Source organism: Caulobacter sp. GW821-FHT10A06 (assembly GCF_059415805.1).
Map to the genome: position 1 here is coordinate 759,054 of NZ_JBWKNY010000001.1, position 14,904 is coordinate 773,957.

Genomic DNA, 14,904 nt, shown 5'->3' on the forward strand with positions numbered 1-14,904 from the left:
GGGAAGGTTGAAGACAATGCCGGCGACCACCGGTCTGCAGAACGTTTCGGAACGCGCCGACGGCGCTTCCGGCCAACGTCTGCACGTGGCCATTATCATGGATGGCAACGGCCGCTGGGCAAAGCAGCGGGGGATGCCGCGCGTCCTCGGCCACCGGGCCGGGGTCAACGCCCTGAAGCGCACCGTCGAGGGCGCTCAGAGCCAGAACGTCGGTGTGCTGACGGTCTTCGGCTTCTCGACCGAGAACTGGCGCCGGCCGGCGCACGAGGTCTCCGAGCTGATGAGCCTGCTCAAGGCCTATGTCGAATCGGACCTCGAGCGCCTGGCCAAGGCGGGCGTCCGCGTCCGCATCATCGGCCGTCGCACCGGCCTGTCGGCCGATATCGCCGAGGTCATCGACCGGGCCGAGAAGCGCACCGCCGGCAATACCGAGTTCACCCTGCAGGTGGCGTTCAACTATGGCGGCCAGGCCGACATCACCGACGCCGCGCGGGCCTTCGCCGAGAAGGTCGAGCGGGGCGAGGCCAAGGCTTCGGACCTGACCGAAGAAACGTTCGAGCGGTTCCTGTCGACCGCCTCGTCGCCGGCTCCGGACCTGATCGTGCGCACCAGCGGCGAGCGCCGCATCTCGAACTTCCTGCTTTGGGAGTGCGCCTACGCCGAGCTGGTGTTCCAGGACGTGCTGTGGCCCGACTACGGCCCCGAGGCCCTGGCCGCGGCCATCGCCGACTATCGCCGTCGCGATCGACGTTACGGAGGGATCGCGGCCGATGACGTCGCCGTCGCCGGCTAAGCGCTTCAACTGGGGCAATCTGAAGACGCGTGTGGTTTCGGCCACCGTGCTCGTGCCTACGGTCGTGGCCGCCGTCTGGCTGGGGAATTTCTGGTTCCTGGCCCTGGCCCTGGTCTGCACCGCGCTGTTGGCGCGTGAGTGGGGCAAGATCAGCGCGCCCAAGGCCCCCAACGCCGTCGGCGCCGTGGTCGGCCTGTTTTGCGCCATCGCGGTTATCGCCGCCTATCTGCATCAGTTCTTCATCGCCTGGTCGGTCGTGCTGGTCGGCGCGTTCCTGGCTGGGCTGATCGCGCGCGGCGCGGTCGAACGCCGGGCCGATGCGGCCTATGGCGTCGTCTATATCGCCCCGGCGGTCATCGCCCTGGTGTGGGTCCGCTCGCTGCCGGACGGCCTGTGGTGGACGCTGCTGCTGTTCGTGGTGACCTGGTTCGCCGACATCTTCGCCTATGTGGCCGGCAGCCTGCTGAAGGGGCCCAAGCTGTGGCCTCAGATCTCGCCTAACAAGACCTGGTCGGGCTTCATCGGCGGCCTGGTGGCGGCGACGATCGGCGCCGTGCTGGTGGCCCATTTCGCCCATCTGAGGCTGGTTTGGCCCGCTGCTGCCCTGGTCGGCCTGCTGGGCGGCCTGGCCACCATGGCCGGCGACCTTTGGGAATCGATGCTCAAGCGCCGGTTCGGCGTGAAGGACAGCGGCGACATCATTCCGGGTCACGGCGGCCTGCTGGATCGCGTCGACGGGCTGATGTTCGCGGCGATCGTGGTCGCCGCCGTCCGCCTGGTCGACCATGTGGGATGGTCCCATTGACCCTTCCCCGTAAGGTGGTGGTGCTGGGTTCGACCGGATCGATCGGCCTTTCCACCCTTAGCCTCTTCGAAGAATCCGGCGTCGAGGTCGAGATCCTGGCCCTGACGGCGGGGCGTAATGTCGAGCGCCTGATCCAGCAGGCGGTGCGCTGGAAGCCGCAGGTCGCGGTCATCGAGGACGAGGCCAAGCTCCAGCGCCTGAAGGATGGCCTGGCCGGAACCGGCGTGCGCGCCGCCGCCGGCGCGACGGCGATCAATGAGGCCGCGGCCATGGGCGCGGACTGGGTGATGTCGGCCATCGTCGGCGCGGCGGGCCTGGCGCCCACCCTGGCCGCCGCCCGCACCGGCGCGGTGATCGCCCTGGCCAACAAGGAAAGCCTCGTCTGCGCGGGGCCGGCCCTGCTGGCCATCGCCAAGGCGGCCGGCGGCTCGGTGATTCCGGTCGACTCCGAACATTCCGCAATATTCCAGGTGCTGCAGCCCGACTGTGCGCACCGTGTGGCCCGCCTGATCCTGACCGCCTCGGGCGGTCCGTTCCGCACCTGGGACAAGGCCGCCATGGCCGTGGCGACCCCGGAACAGGCCATCGCCCATCCTAACTGGTCGATGGGCGCCAAGATTTCGGTCGATTCCGCGACGATGATGAACAAGGGGCTCGAGATGATCGAAGCCTCGTACCTGTTCGGAACCCCGGAAGACCGCGTTGACGTCGTGATCCACCCCCAGTCCGTGATCCATAGCCTGGTGGAGTACGCCGACGGCTCGACCCTGGCCCAGCTGGGCGTGCCGGACATGCGGCCGCCGATCGCCTGCGCCTTCGCTTGGCCTGACCGCCTGCCTTGGCCCGCCAAGCGTCTGGACCTGGCCGCCTACGGCCAGCTGACCTTCGAATCGCCCGATCTGGACCGCTTCCCGTCGATCGCGATCGCCCGTGAGGCGCTAAGGCTGGCGGGCGCGGCTCCGGCGGCTATGAATGCCGCCAACGAGGTCGCCGTAGCCGCCTTCCTTGACCGGCGTATCGGGTTTCTCGATATTGCCGCCTCGGTGGCGGGGACCCTCGAGCGTATGAACAGTCTTGGCAGTCTCTCCGCCACGAATAACGACGATGCGGTCGAGAACGCGATGATGATTGACGCCAGCGCTCGCCGCATTGCGGCCGAGGTTGTCGCTCAAAAGCATCGCGGGCGCTGACCCGGGGGACCCGGCCATCTCATGACCGACGTTTTGATCTTTATCCTGTCCACGGTCTTCGTGCTGTCCGTCGTGGTGACCATCCACGAGCTGGGGCACTATTGGGCCGCGCGCGCCTGTGGCGTGGCGATCGACTGTTTCTCGCTGGGCTTTGGCCCGCCGCTGGTCTCGTGGCGCGACAAGCAGGGCGTCGAGTGGCGCATCGCCTCGATCCCCCTGGGCGGCTATGTCCGCTTCTCGGGCGACGAGAACGCCGCCAGCGTGCCCGACCAGGACAACCTGGCCGCCATGCGCGAGTCGATCGTGCGGCGCGAAGGCGAAGAGGGCGTCGCCAAGTATTTCCATTTCAAGCCGGTCTGGCAGCGGGCGATCATCGCCGCGGCGGGGCCGATCTCGAACTTCGTCCTGGCCATCCTGATCATGGCCGTCTTCCTGGTGATGGTCGGCACGCCGCAGCGCGCCGCCACGGTCAACGGCGTCGTGCCCGGCGGCGCGGCCGAGGCAGCCGGCTTCAAGAAGGGCGACGTGATCGTCGCCGCCGACGGCCGCAAGATCAGCACCTTCCAGGACCTGCAGGGCTATGTCTCGCTGCGCGCCAACCTGCCGATCAAGTTCACGGTCACCCGGGGCCCGCAGCAGGTCCAGCTGACCGCCACGCCGCGCCTCGTCGAAATCAACGACAAGATCACCGGCCGCATGAAGACGGGCCAGCTGGGCATCGAGAATGCCGGGATCACCCAGTTCAAGCGCTCCAGCGTGTTGTCGGCCATTCCCGACGCCACGGTCGAGGTGTGGGGCATGATCAAGACGATCGGCTTCTACCTGGGTCGTCTCGTCACCGGTCAGCTCCCCGCCGACCAGATCAGCGGCCTGATCGGCATCGGCCACACGGCCGGCGCCGTCACCAAGGCCAGCGCGGCTGGCGCGCCCGATGTCGCCACCATGGCGCTGCGCGTCTTCATCTCGTCGATGCTGCTGATCGCCAGCCTGTCGGTCAGCATCGGCTTCATGAATCTGCTGCCGATCCCGGTCCTCGATGGCGGCCATCTGCTGATGTACGCCTACGAAGCCATCGCTAAACGTCCCCTGCGGGCGGATTTCCAGGCAGCCGGTTTCCGCGCGGGGCTTGCCTTGATCCTGGGTTTCATGCTGTTCGCGGCATGGAACGACCTCAACCGCTACGACGTGTTCAAATTCATCGGCGGCCTGTTCACGTGAACAGCGCTCGCCCTCCGTCCATGATTGGTCACATGAACAAACTTCGCGCCCACAGCGCCGCGTTCGCCACGGGTATGGCGCTGCTCCTCGGCTCGACGGCCCTGGTGGCTCCGCAGCAGGCCTTCGCGCAGTCCGCCCAGACCGGGGTGGTCCAGCGCATCGTCGTGCAAGGCAACGAGCGTATCGAGCAGGGCACGGTTCTGTCGTATCTGCCGATCCAGCCGGGCGACACGGTCGACTCCCAGCGCCTTGACCTGGCGCTGAAGACCCTGGCCCGCACCGATCTGTTCGCCGACGTGAAGATCGAGATGCAGGGCGGCGACCTGGTCGTGAAGGTCGTCGAAAACCCGATCATCAACCAGGTGGTCTTCGAGGGGAATTCGTCCCTGAAGGAAGACAAGCTGAAGGACGAAGTGCAGATCCGCCCGCGCGGCATCTTCACCCGCGCCAAGGTGCAGGCCGACGTCCAGCGCATCATTGAACTCTATCGCCGTTCGGGCCGTATCTCGGCGACCGTGACGCCCAAGGTGGTCGAGCTGCCGCAGAAGCGCGTCGACCTGGTGTTCGAAATCGCCGAAGGCCCCAAGAGCGGCGTGCTCGGGATCAACTTCCTGGGCAACAGCGAGTACTCGGACAACGACCTGCGCGACGTGGTCGTGACCAAGGAAAGCCGCTGGTACAAGATCCTGACCAGCAACGACAACTACGACCCCGACCGGATCGAGTACGACCGCGAGCAGCTGCGCAAGCACTACCGCAACCGCGGCTTCTTCGACTTCCGCGTCGTCTCATCGGTGGCCGAACTGGCGCCGGACAAGAACGGCTTCGCCGTCACCTACACCCTGGACGAGGGTCCGAAATACAAGTTCGGCAAGGTGACCGTCGAAACGGAACTGAAGAAGCTGGACGGCAACCTGCTGGCCCAGATCCTGCCGATCCGCGCCGGTCAGCTGTACGAAGACGAGAAAATCGAGCAGGCCACCGACGCCCTGACCTTCGCGGCGGGCGCCGCCGGCTTCGCCTTCGTGGACGTGCGTCCCAAGTACGTGCCCAACCGCGAGACCAAGACCGTGGACGTGGTCTTCCAGGTCCGCGAAGGCCCGCGCGTCTATGTCGACCGCATCGACATCGTCGGCAACACCCGCACGCTGGACTATGTCCTGCGCCGCGAACTGGAAGTGGCCGAGGGCGACGCCTACAACCGCGTGCTGGTCGATCGCTCGAAGAACAACATCCGCCGCCTGGGCTTCTTCAAGGAAGTCGAGATCGAGGACGCGCCGGGCTCGGCCCCGGACCGCACCGCGCTGCGGGTCAAGGTCGAGGAGCAGCCGACGGGCGAACTGTCGTTCAGCGCCGGGTACAGCTCGATCGACAAGCTGGTGCTGGACGTCGGCATCACCGAGCGGAACTTCCGCGGTCGCGGCCAGAACCTGCGCGCCCGCGCCTCGGTCGGTTCGCTGCGCCAGCAGATCGACTTCGGCTTCTCCGAGCCGCGCTTCCTGGGCCGCAACCTGGTCGCCGGTGTGAACCTGTACACCTTCCGCTACGACCTGTCGGACTACGCGGCCTATGACACCAAGTCGGTCGGCGGCGACGTCCGCTTCGGCTTCCCGCTGACCAACGACTCGTCGATGAACCTGCGCTACACGATCCGCCAGGATAACGTGGACGTGGCCGACAACCTTTGCACCAGCGGCTCGGTCTCGCAGATCCTCTGCCTGCAGCGCGGCGCCTACATCACCTCGCTGATCGGCTACGGCCTGCGCATCGACAAGCGCAACGACCCGATCAACCCGACCCGCGGCTGGTTCGCCGACCTGAACCAGGACCTGGCCGGCATCGGCGGCGACGTGAAGTACCTCAAGACCGAAGCCGACGCCGGCTGGTACTGGGGCTTCACCAAGGACCTGATCTTCAGCGCCACCGGCTCGTTCGGCTATATCGAGGGCTGGGGCGGCGACAACGTCCGCATCAACGACCGCTTCTATCGCGGCGGCACCTCGTTCCGCGGCTTCGAGATCGCCGGTATCGGTCCGCGCGACATCTCGAGCAACAACAACTCGATGGGCGCCAAGCTTTACGCCATCAGCACCTTCGAGCTGACCGTTCCGACCTTCCTGCCCGAGCAGTACGGCATCAAGGCCGCGCTGTTCAGCGACGTGGGTACGGCCGGTCTGCTGGATGACGTGGATCGCCAGAGGTCGCCCGGCATCTTCGATCCCAACATCAAGGATAACCTTGGCCTGCGTGCCACGGCCGGTATCTCGATCGACTGGAAGTCCCCCATGGGTCCCATCCGATTCGATATCAGCCGTATTTTGGCCAAGGAAAGCTACGACCGAACCGAAACGTTCCGGTTCTCCACCTCCACAAGGTTCCAATAAACATGTCCAAGTTCCTGTCCGCGGCCGCGTCCAGCGTTGTCGCCCTCGCTATCGCGACCAGCGCTTCGGCCCAGACGGCTCCTGCCGCCGCGCCGGCCGCTGCGGCCATCTCGCACGGTCCGGCCCTGCCGGGCATCTGCATCCTGTCGACCCAGAGCGTCGTTGGCGGCTCGCAAGTCGGCAAGGCGGTCTCGGCTCGCCTGCAAACCATCACCCAGCAAGTGACCGCCGAACTGAACGGCGAGCGCACGGCTCTGGAAAATGAAGGCAAGGCCCTGGACGCCAAGAAGGCGACCACGGCTCAGGACGCCCTGGAGCAGCAAGCCGCCGCCCTGCAGGTCAAGGCCAACGCCTGGCAGCGCAAGGGCCAGCTGCGCCAGCGCGAAGTGGAAGCCACCGAGCAGAAGGCCCTGTCGCGCGTCTATCAAGAGATGGACACGCCGATCAAGCAGGCCTACCAGGCCGCCAAGTGCAGCGTCCTGTTCGACCGTGAGTCCGTGATGCTGGCCAACCCGGCCATGGACATCACCGGCGCCGTGGTGACCGCTCTGGACGCCCGTATCAAGACGCTGACCTTCGACCGCGAACGTCTGGACCAGCAGGTCCCGGGCGCTGGCGCGCTGCAGCCGTCCAATAAGTAAGCGAATCGTCTCCCTTAGGATTACCTAGGGGAACGTTTTTGCCGTGAGGAGCCATGCCGGACCCGCGTTTCTTCGATAGCCCGGGTCCGGCGTCGCTTTCCGAGTTGGCCCGGGCCGGCGCCGCCGAACTGGCGGACGCCGGTGCGGGCGACCGCTTGATCGCCCGTGCCGCGCCGCTTGATACGGCCGACGCGCAGGGCGTCACGTTCTTCTCCGACGCCAAGCGCAAGGACGCCGCCGGGGCCACCCAGGCCGGCGCCTGTTTCGTGCGTCCGGAGCACAAGGATTTCCTGCCCGCGTCCTGCGCCGCCTTGGTCACCAAGCATCCGCAGGCCGCCTGGGCCGCTGCCGCCAACCTGTTGCACGCGCCGCGCCGCCATGAAGCGGGCGCCGCCGCGATCCATCCCGAAGCCGAACTCGAGGATGGCGTCCTGCTGTCGCCGAACGTGACGATCGGGCAGGGCGCTCGCATCGGGCGCGGCACACGGATCGGACCCGGGGCCGTGATCGGTCCGGGCGTTCTGATCGGCCGCGACGGCGTGATCGGCGCCAACGCCGTGATCGGCTTTGCCTTACTGGGCGACCGGGTGTCGATCTCGGCCGGCGCGGTGCTGGGCGAGGCGGGCTTTGGCGCCGCCGCCGGGCCGCGCGGCATGGTCGACATGCCTCAGCTGGGGCGGGTGGTGATCCAGGACAACGTCACCATCGGCGCCAACAGCTGTGTCGACCGCGGGGCTTTCGCCGACACGACGGTTGGTGAGAACACCAAGATCGACAACCTGGTGCATGTCGCGCACAACGTCCGTGTAGGACGCAATTGCGTGCTGGCGGCCTATACGGGGCTGTCGGGCAGTACGGTCGTCGGCGACGGCGTCGCGTTCGGCGGGAAGGCCGGCGTCGCCGACCACTTGAACATCGGCTCGGGCGCGAGCATCGGGGCGGCCGCCTCGGTGTTCAAGGACGTGCCGGAGGGTGAAACTTGGACGGGATTCCCGGCGCGACCGCTCAAGCGGTGGCTTCGGGAGACCGCATGGCTGTCGCGCATGGCGGGCGGCCGAGGGACGAAGGGCTGACAATGACCGAGAACACCGAGCAAACGGTGCGCACCGACATCGACATCGCCGAGATCCTGGCGCGCATCCCGCACCGCTATCCGTTCCTGCTGGTCGATCGCGCCGAGGACTACCAGGCCCACAAGTCGATCGTCGGCATCAAGTGCGTGACGGTCAACGAGCCTTTCTTCCAAGGCCACTTCCCGGGCAATCCGGTGATGCCGGGCGTGCTGATCATCGAAGCCCTGGCCCAGACGGGCGCGGTGCTGATGAGCAAGAGCCTGGAGGTCGACACCGAGGGCAAGACCATCTTCTTCATGTCGGTCGACAACGCCCGTTTCCGCACGCCCGTGCGTCCCGGCGACGTGATCCGCATGGAAGTCGAGGTGCTGCGCGCCCGCTCGTCGATCTTCAAGTTCAAGGGCGTGGCCAAGGTCGGCGACAAGGTCGCCGCCGAGGTCGAGTTCGCCGCCATGGTCGTCGAGACGGGGCCCAAGGCATGACGATCCATCCCACCGCCATCGTCGCTCCCGAGGCCAAGATCGCCTCGGACGTCCAGATCGGGCCCTACAGCATCGTCGGCCCCGACGTGACCCTGGAAGCCGGCGTGCGCCTGCTGTCGCACGTGGTGGTGGAAGGTGCGACGACCCTGGGCGAAGGCTGCACCGTGCATCCGTTCGCCAATCTGGGCGGACCGCCGCAGCACCTGGGCCACAAGGGCGAGAAGACCGAGCTCCTGATCGGTCCGCGCAACATCATCCGCGAACACGTCACCATGCACACGGGCACGGCCTCGGGCCGCGGCGTGACCACGATCGGTTCGGACGGCCTCTACATGGTCGGCTCGCACGTCGCCCACGACTGCATCGTCGGCGACTTCGTGGTGCTGGCCAAGGGCGCGACCCTGGGCGGCCACGTCTCGATCGGCGATTACGTGTTCATGGGCGGCCTGGCCGCCGCGCATCAGTTCTCGCGCATCGGCCGCTACAGCTTCATCGGCGGCCTGGCCGCCGTGACCAAGGACGTCATCCCGTACGGCTCGGTGTGGGGCAACCACGCCCACCTCGAGGGCCTGAACCTGGTCGGCCTGAAACGCCGGGGCTTCTCGCGCGAGACGATCAACGCCCTGCGCGCCGCCTATCGCCTGATGTTCGCCGACGAAGGCACCTTCCAGGAGCGCCTGGACGACGTGGCCGAGATCCATGCCGGTAATTCGGAAGTCATGGAGATCGTCGACTTCATCCGCGCCGACGCCAACCGCCCGCTCTGCCTGCCCGAGCGGGAAGTCTAGAGTCTGATGATGCGCAAGCTGGGTCTGATCGCCGGCGGCGGGTCGCTTCCCGTCGAACTGGCGGCCCATTGCGAGACCGCCGGGCGGGCGTTTTCCGTCATGCGTCTGCGCGGGTTCGCCGAACCGACCCTGGCCCGCTATCCCGGCGTTGAGGTCGGCATCGGCGAGTTTGGCAAGGCGTTCAAGGCGTTGAAGGCCGAGGGCTGCGAGGTCGTCTGCTTCGCCGGCAATGTCAGCCGTCCCGACTTCGCCAAGCTGATGCCCGACGCCCGAGGCGTGAAGGTTCTGCCCAGCCTGATCGTCGCCGCGCGTAAGGGCGACGACGCCTTGCTGCGCCGGGTGCTGGACGAGTTCGAGAAGGAAGGCTTCGAGATCGAGGGCGCTCACGAGGTGATGGGCGAGATGACCCTGCCGCGCGGCCGCCTGGGCAAGCACACGCCCAAGCCCGAACAGATGGCCGACATCGACAAGGCCCTGCACGTGGCCCGCGAGATCGGCCGGCTGGACGTGGGGCAGGGCGCCGTGGTCTGCGACGGCCTTGTCCTGGCCGTCGAGGCCCAGGAGGGCACCGACGCCATGCTGCGCCGCGTGGAGCAACTGCCCCAGGCTGTCCGAGGCTCGGCCGAGCGTCCGCGCGGCGTGCTGGCCAAGGCCCCCAAGCCGATCCAGGAGACCAAGGTCGACCTGCCCACCATCGGCGTCGCCACCATCCAGCGCGCCGCCCGCGCGGGCCTGGTCGGCGTGGTCGGCGAGACCGGCCGCCTGCTGGTGGTCGACCGCGAGGCGGTGATCGCCTGCGCCGACGATCTGGGCCTCTTCGTGCTGGGGGTCGATCCGCAGGGGCGGCCCTGATGGTTCTGAAAGTCATGCTGGTCGCCGCCGAGGCTTCGGGCGACGCCCTGGGCGCCAGCCTGGCCAAGGCGCTGCGGGCACGGCTGGGCGACCAGGTGACTTTTGTCGGTATCGGCGGGGCCAAGATGGCCGAGCAGGGGGTGACCAGCCCCTTCGACATCGCCCAGCTATCGATCCTGGGCATCTGGGAGGGGCTGAAGGCCTATCCGACGGTCAAGGCCCGCCTGGACGACTCCGTGGCCCTGGCGGCCCGGGAAAAGCCTGATGTGGCGATCCTGATCGACAGCTGGGGTTTCAACATCCGTCTGGCCCACGCGCTGCGGAAGCTGGACCCCAAGCTGCCGCTGGTGAAATACGTCGCGCCGCAGGTCTGGGCCTATCGCGAAGGCCGCGCCCGGGGGCTGGCCAAGGCCGTCGACCTGCTGCTGTCGATCCAGCCGATGGACAAGCCGTATTTCGACGCCGCCGGGCTGAAGAACGTCTTCGTCGGCAACTCCGCTTTGGCCAAGCGCTTCGACCACGCCGACGGCGCGCGTTTGCGGGCCGCCGTGGGCGCTTCGGCGACGGATCAGGTGCTGCTGGTGCTGCCCGGCAGCCGTCCGTCCGAAATCGAGCGTGTCATGCCGGCCTTCGAGGACGCCGTGCGCCGGCTGAAGGCTGACCGGCCCGAGTTGGTGGTGGTGATCCCCGCCGCCTACACCGTGGTCGAGGCCGTGAAGGCCCGTGTCGCCGGCTGGCCGTTCCGCGCCCACGTCATCGAGGACGAGGCGCTGAAGGACGACGCCTTCGTCGCCGGCGACGTCGCCCTGGCGTGCAGCGGCACGGTGACGACCGAACTGGCCCTGGCCGACGCGCCGATGGTCGTCGGCTACAAGACCGGCGCGATCACCTACGCCATCCTCAAGCGTCTGATGAAACCCAAGTGGGTGACGCTGTTCAACATCGCCGCCGGCAAGGCCGTGGCGCCTGAGCTGCTGCAGGACGCCTGCGACGGCGAAGGCCTGGCGCGCGAGGTCGGCCGACTGCTCGACGACCCGGCCCTGCGCGCCCGCCAGGCGGCCGAGCAGAGCGCCGCCCTGGACAAGATGGGTCGCGGCATGCCCGACCCGTCAGAGGCCGCCGCCGATGCTCTGCTGGCCTTCCTGAAGGTCCACGGTCAAGGTGGTTAACCAGAGCTTTACGCTCGACTCATAGGTTCAGGACACCTGTCACCCGGAGCCGTCGTCGTGGCCATCGACCCGACCACGCCCCTGACCCCGATCCTTCCATCCCATCCGGCTGGAACCCCTCCGGATTCGGTCGCTGTCCTGCAGGCCATGGCCCGCCAGGCCCTGACGAACATGAGCGCCGAGCTGGGCCAGATCGTGGGGCGTCCAGCCGCCACGCCCCAGACCGTCAAGCCCGGCGCGCCGGTCGAGCAGGTAGGCCAGACCTCTACGCAGGACGCGGGCCATACCGCTGACGCCGCCGGCGCCGCCAAGGGCGCGCCGCTGGCGCAACAGCAAGCCTTGGCGACCAAGGCGACGCCCGAGACCCGCATGGCCCGCGCCGTGCGCACCGCCGCCGCCGAGGCCGTGCCGCGCCAGATCGGGGTCGCGCCGCTGATGGCCAATGTCCGCGCCGTCATCGACCGTCCCGACATGCCGCCCGAGGTCCGCGAGGCGGGCAGGGCGCTGCTGGCCCACACGCCGCAGGCCGCCGAACTCGCCACGCCTCAGGGCCTGAAGCAGGCCGTGGAGCGTTCCGGCGTGTTCCTGGAAGCCCGCATGGCCCGGGCGGCCGCGACGCCGCCGACGCCGGCCGGTGAGGCTACGCCCGCGCTCTCGCAAGCCAACGACATGAAGGCCGCCCTGCTGGTGTTCCGGGGCGCGCTGTCGGCCTGGTTGGCCCGCGCCGTACCGCAGACGGTCGCCGAGCCACCGGCGGAGCCCGCTGGCGAGACGCCCTCGACTCCGGCGGAACCCGGCGAACCCACGGTCCGCGCCGCGCCGCAGAGCGCCAGCGCTCCACAAGTCCCGACCCAGACGGCTCTACGCCCCTCGACCCCAGCGCCGGCCCAGCCGAGCCTGGCCGAGGTCCCGAAGGACGCGCCGACGGTCACGACGCAGGCGGCTTCCACGCCTTCGCCGCAGGCCGCACAGACTGAAGAAGCCGTCCCGGCGCCAAAGCCGGATACGCCCGCGCCGCAGCCGCCTGAGGACGAGCAACTCGCCGCGCGCTTCGGCTCCTTCGTCGCGCCGCCCAAAGCGTCACCACATCCCGTGACGACCGCCCGGCAGGCGCTGTCGCCGCTGATCCAGGCCGGCCTACTGGCCGAGGAAGCGGTCGCCGAAGAACCGCCGCTCAATCCGCAGGCCGAAGCCAAGACCGTCGTCACTCGCGGCTATGGCGCCCCCGCCGCTGACATCGCCCGCTCCAAGGTTCCGCCGCCGCCCTATGCCGGCGGCCCGATGGCCGGCCAGAAGCCGACGCCGCCGGCGCTGTCGCTGGGCCAGCCGACCATCGACGTCGTGCGCGGCCTGCTGAAGGGCGCGAGCGGCGCCCTGGCCCGCCAGGACCTGATGCAGATCGCCTCTCTGCCTGAGGGGCAGCACCACGAGCTCGAGACCGCGGAAGTCCGCCAGCCCGGCGCGCGTCTGAACCTGGATCTGCCGTTCGTCACGCCGCAGGGCGTGGCCGTCGCCCAGTTCGAGATCAGCCACGACGGCGGCGGTTCCGGCGGCGGCGCGGTGGGACCGGCCGAGCGCACCTACAAGGCCCGGTTCTCGATCGACATCGAGCCGCTGGGTCCCGTCCACGCCATGGTGACCCTGACCGGCGCCCGTACGCGGGTCTCCCTGTGGGCCGAGCGCGCCGAGACCATCGCCCGCTTCCGCGCCGGCGAAGAAAGCCTGGCCGCCGCCCTACGCGAGGCCGAGCTGACACCAGAGGTCGCCGTCCATTCCGGCGCGCCGCCATCGCCTGGCGGCGTCAGCCCGCTGGGCCATTTCGTGGATCAGGCCTCATGAGCGGGATCAGCGGACCCTCCGCGCGCGGCCGCATCGCCGTGGCCTTGCTCTACGAAGAGCCCAACGCCCCCAAGGTCGTGGCCTCGGGTCAGGGCTGGGTGGGTGAGAAGATCATCGAGACGGCCCGCGAGCACGGCGTGCCGATCGAGGAAGACCCGGTGCTGGCCCAGGCCCTGTCGACCATCGAGATCGACGAGGAGATCCCCGAGGTCCTCTACCGCGCCGTGGCCGAGGTCATGAGCTTCCTGCTCAAGCGCTGAAACGAAAAAGGCCCCGCCGAAGCGGGGCCTGATCCATTGTCCTGAAGACGAAGCGCTTAGCGCTTCTCCGGACATTTTTGCTTTGTTGAAAAGCGCTTAGCGCTTTTCAACCGGCACGTAGTCGCGTTGCGTGGCGCCCGTGTAGAGCTGACGCGGACGACCGATCTTGCGGGTGGGGTCCTCGAACATTTCCTTCCACTGGCTGATCCAGCCGACGGTGCGAGCCAGGGCGAACAGCACGGTGAACATGTTGGTCGGGAAGCCCATCGCGCGCAGGGTGATGCCCGAATAGAAGTCGATGTTCGGGTACAGCTTGCGGTCGATGAAGTACGGATCGCTCAGGGCGACCTTTTCCAGTTCCTGGGCGACCTGCAGCAGCGGGTCGTTGTTGTGGCCCAGTTCCGCCAGCACTTCGTGGGCGGTCTTCTGCATGACCTTCGCGCGCGGGTCGAAGTTCTTGTACACGCGGTGGCCGAAGCCCATCAGCTTGTACTTGCGGTCCTTCACGCCCTGGACGTAGTCCGGGATGTTCTCGACCGAGCCGATGGTTTCCAGCATCTCCAGGGCTTCCTGGTTGGCGCCGCCGTGCGACGGGCCCCACAGGCAGGCGATGCCGGCGGCGATGCAGGCGAACGGGTGCGCGCCCGACGAACCGGCCAGGCGGACGGTCGAGGTCGAGGCGTTCTGCTCGTGGTCGGCGTGCAGGATGAAGATCCGGTCCATGGCGCGGGTCAGCACCGGGTTCGGCTTCCAGTCCTCGGCCGGCACGGCGAAGCACATGCGCAGGAAGTTTTCCGAGTACGACAGGTCGTTGCGCGGCGACACGAACGGCTGGCCGACCGTGTACTTGTAGGCGCGGGCGGCGATCGTCGGCATCTTGGCGATCAGGCGATGGGCGCTGATCTCGCGCTCACGGGCGTCGTCGACATTGATGCTGTCGGCGTAGAAGGCCGACAGGGCGCCGACGGCGCCGGTCATCACGGCCATCGGGTGCGCGTCGCGGCGGAAGCCTTGGAAGAAGGCGTCGAACTGCGCGTGCAGCATCGTGTGGTAGGTGATGTTCTTTTCGAACTTGGCGAATTCGTCGGCCGACGGCAGTTCGCCGTTCAGCAGCAGGTGGCAGACCTCGAGGAACGAGGACTTCTCGGCCAGCTGGTCGATGGGATAGCCGCGGTGCAGCAGAATCCCGGCGTCGCCATCGATATAGGTGATCTTGCTTTCGCACGACGCCGTGGACGTGAAGCCCGGATCGAACGTGAAGTGGTCGCTTTCAGCGTAGACCTTTCGGATGTCCAGAACGTCCGGACCCGTGCTGCCCTTGAGGATCGGCAGTTCGTAGCTCTTGTCGCCGATCGTCAGCGTGGCTTTATCGGTCATCATTAGACCCCTTCATAAATTGGAACGAGCAGT

At 67.8% G+C, this 14,904-nt stretch carries 14 protein-coding genes; 13 read left to right on the forward strand and 1 reads right to left on the reverse strand.

Translation table 11 applies throughout. The annotated features are described in order from the left end of the window. Positions 1 to 16: 16 nt before the first annotated feature. The 13 genes from uppS to AC07NF_RS03410 are packed head-to-tail and all read left to right on the forward strand — an operon-like array spanning position 17 to position 13,494. Positions 17 to 793 carry a polyprenyl diphosphate synthase gene (gene uppS / locus AC07NF_RS03350; protein ID WP_492810892.1) on the forward strand — a complete coding sequence of 259 codons (777 nt, stop codon included), beginning with the start codon at positions 17 to 19 and terminating at the stop codon, positions 791 to 793. Then, positions 771 to 1,598, forward strand: a complete 828-nt coding sequence (locus AC07NF_RS03355) for a phosphatidate cytidylyltransferase (RefSeq protein WP_492810891.1) — start codon at positions 771 to 773, stop codon at positions 1,596 to 1,598. Before uppS ends, AC07NF_RS03355 begins: the two co-directional genes overlap by 23 nt. After that, positions 1,586 to 2,788, forward strand: a complete 1,203-nt coding sequence (gene dxr, locus AC07NF_RS03360; RefSeq protein WP_494630958.1) for a 1-deoxy-D-xylulose-5-phosphate reductoisomerase — start codon at positions 1,586 to 1,588, stop codon at positions 2,786 to 2,788. Before AC07NF_RS03355 ends, dxr begins: the two co-directional genes overlap by 13 nt. A gap of 21 nt (positions 2,789 to 2,809) precedes the next feature. After that, positions 2,810 to 4,006, forward strand: a complete 1,197-nt coding sequence (locus AC07NF_RS03365) for a M50 family metallopeptidase (protein ID WP_494630953.1) — start codon at positions 2,810 to 2,812, stop codon at positions 4,004 to 4,006. A 20-nt stretch (positions 4,007 to 4,026) separates the two neighbouring features. Beyond that, positions 4,027 to 6,390, forward strand: a complete 2,364-nt coding sequence (gene bamA / locus AC07NF_RS03370) for an outer membrane protein assembly factor BamA (RefSeq protein WP_492810886.1) — start codon at positions 4,027 to 4,029, stop codon at positions 6,388 to 6,390. Positions 6,391 to 6,392: 2 nt separating this feature from the next. Continuing rightward, positions 6,393 to 7,031, forward strand: coding sequence for an OmpH family outer membrane protein (locus AC07NF_RS03375; RefSeq protein ID WP_492810884.1), 639 nt, complete (start codon positions 6,393 to 6,395; stop codon positions 7,029 to 7,031). A gap of 53 nt (positions 7,032 to 7,084) precedes the next feature. Continuing rightward, a complete protein-coding gene (gene lpxD / locus AC07NF_RS03380) occupies positions 7,085 to 8,104 on the forward strand; it encodes a UDP-3-O-(3-hydroxymyristoyl)glucosamine N-acyltransferase (RefSeq protein WP_494630946.1) in 1,020 nt (339 codons plus the stop codon). A gap of 2 nt (positions 8,105 to 8,106) precedes the next feature. Next, positions 8,107 to 8,586: a 3-hydroxyacyl-ACP dehydratase FabZ gene (gene fabZ / locus AC07NF_RS03385; RefSeq protein ID WP_291878197.1), complete on the forward strand. Its 480-nt coding sequence runs from the start codon at positions 8,107 to 8,109 to the stop codon at positions 8,584 to 8,586. After that, positions 8,583 to 9,374 carry an acyl-ACP--UDP-N-acetylglucosamine O-acyltransferase gene (gene lpxA / locus AC07NF_RS03390; RefSeq protein ID WP_492810879.1) on the forward strand — a complete coding sequence of 264 codons (792 nt, stop codon included), beginning with the start codon at positions 8,583 to 8,585 and terminating at the stop codon, positions 9,372 to 9,374. Before fabZ ends, lpxA begins: the two co-directional genes overlap by 4 nt. A gap of 9 nt (positions 9,375 to 9,383) precedes the next feature. Next, positions 9,384 to 10,226, forward strand: a complete 843-nt coding sequence (gene lpxI / locus AC07NF_RS03395) for a UDP-2,3-diacylglucosamine diphosphatase (RefSeq protein ID WP_494631704.1) — start codon at positions 9,384 to 9,386, stop codon at positions 10,224 to 10,226. Beyond that, positions 10,226 to 11,395 carry a lipid-A-disaccharide synthase gene (lpxB, locus tag AC07NF_RS03400; RefSeq protein ID WP_494630941.1) on the forward strand — a complete coding sequence of 390 codons (1,170 nt, stop codon included), beginning with the start codon at positions 10,226 to 10,228 and terminating at the stop codon, positions 11,393 to 11,395. The genes lpxI and lpxB overlap by 1 nt, the downstream gene beginning before the upstream one ends. Positions 11,396 to 11,452: 57 nt before the next feature. After that, the gene (gene fliK / locus AC07NF_RS03405; protein WP_494630939.1) at positions 11,453 to 13,234 is read left to right on the forward strand and encodes a flagellar hook-length control protein FliK; all 1,782 of its coding nucleotides are present in this window, start codon (positions 11,453 to 11,455) and stop codon (positions 13,232 to 13,234) included. Next, positions 13,231 to 13,494, forward strand: coding sequence for an EscU/YscU/HrcU family type III secretion system export apparatus switch protein (locus tag AC07NF_RS03410; RefSeq protein ID WP_494630937.1), 264 nt, complete (start codon positions 13,231 to 13,233; stop codon positions 13,492 to 13,494). Before fliK ends, AC07NF_RS03410 begins: the two co-directional genes overlap by 4 nt. A 96-nt stretch (positions 13,495 to 13,590) precedes the next feature. Here AC07NF_RS03410 and gltA read toward each other — a convergent pair whose 3' ends face one another. Further along, positions 13,591 to 14,871 carry a citrate synthase gene (gene gltA / locus AC07NF_RS03415; RefSeq protein ID WP_492811763.1) on the reverse strand — a complete coding sequence of 427 codons (1,281 nt, stop codon included), beginning with the start codon at positions 14,869 to 14,871 and terminating at the stop codon, positions 13,591 to 13,593. Positions 14,872 to 14,904: the final 33 nt, after the last annotated feature.

Excerpts from the sequence above, each read along its gene's own strand:
- uppS (WP_492810892.1), top strand. The coding sequence starts at position 17 with ATGCCGGCGACCACCGGTCTGCAGAACGTTTCGGAACGCGCCGACGGC.
- AC07NF_RS03355 (WP_492810891.1), top strand. The coding sequence starts at position 771 with ATGACGTCGCCGTCGCCGGCTAAGCGCTTCAACTGGGGCAATCTGAAG.
- dxr (WP_494630958.1), top strand. The coding sequence starts at position 1,586 with ATGGTCCCATTGACCCTTCCCCGTAAGGTGGTGGTGCTGGGTTCGACC.
- AC07NF_RS03365 (WP_494630953.1), top strand. The coding sequence starts at position 2,810 with ATGACCGACGTTTTGATCTTTATCCTGTCCACGGTCTTCGTGCTGTCC.
- bamA (WP_492810886.1), top strand. The coding sequence starts at position 4,027 with ATGATTGGTCACATGAACAAACTTCGCGCCCACAGCGCCGCGTTCGCC.
- AC07NF_RS03375 (WP_492810884.1), top strand. The coding sequence starts at position 6,393 with ATGTCCAAGTTCCTGTCCGCGGCCGCGTCCAGCGTTGTCGCCCTCGCT.
- lpxD (WP_494630946.1), top strand. The coding sequence starts at position 7,085 with ATGCCGGACCCGCGTTTCTTCGATAGCCCGGGTCCGGCGTCGCTTTCC.
- fabZ (WP_291878197.1), top strand. The coding sequence starts at position 8,107 with ATGACCGAGAACACCGAGCAAACGGTGCGCACCGACATCGACATCGCC.
- lpxA (WP_492810879.1), top strand. The coding sequence starts at position 8,583 with ATGACGATCCATCCCACCGCCATCGTCGCTCCCGAGGCCAAGATCGCC.
- lpxI (WP_494631704.1), top strand. The coding sequence starts at position 9,384 with ATGCGCAAGCTGGGTCTGATCGCCGGCGGCGGGTCGCTTCCCGTCGAA.
- lpxB (WP_494630941.1), top strand. The coding sequence starts at position 10,226 with ATGGTTCTGAAAGTCATGCTGGTCGCCGCCGAGGCTTCGGGCGACGCC.
- AC07NF_RS03410 (WP_494630937.1), top strand. The coding sequence starts at position 13,231 with ATGAGCGGGATCAGCGGACCCTCCGCGCGCGGCCGCATCGCCGTGGCC.
- gltA (WP_492811763.1), bottom strand. The coding sequence starts at position 14,871 with ATGACCGATAAAGCCACGCTGACGATCGGCGACAAGAGCTACGAACTG.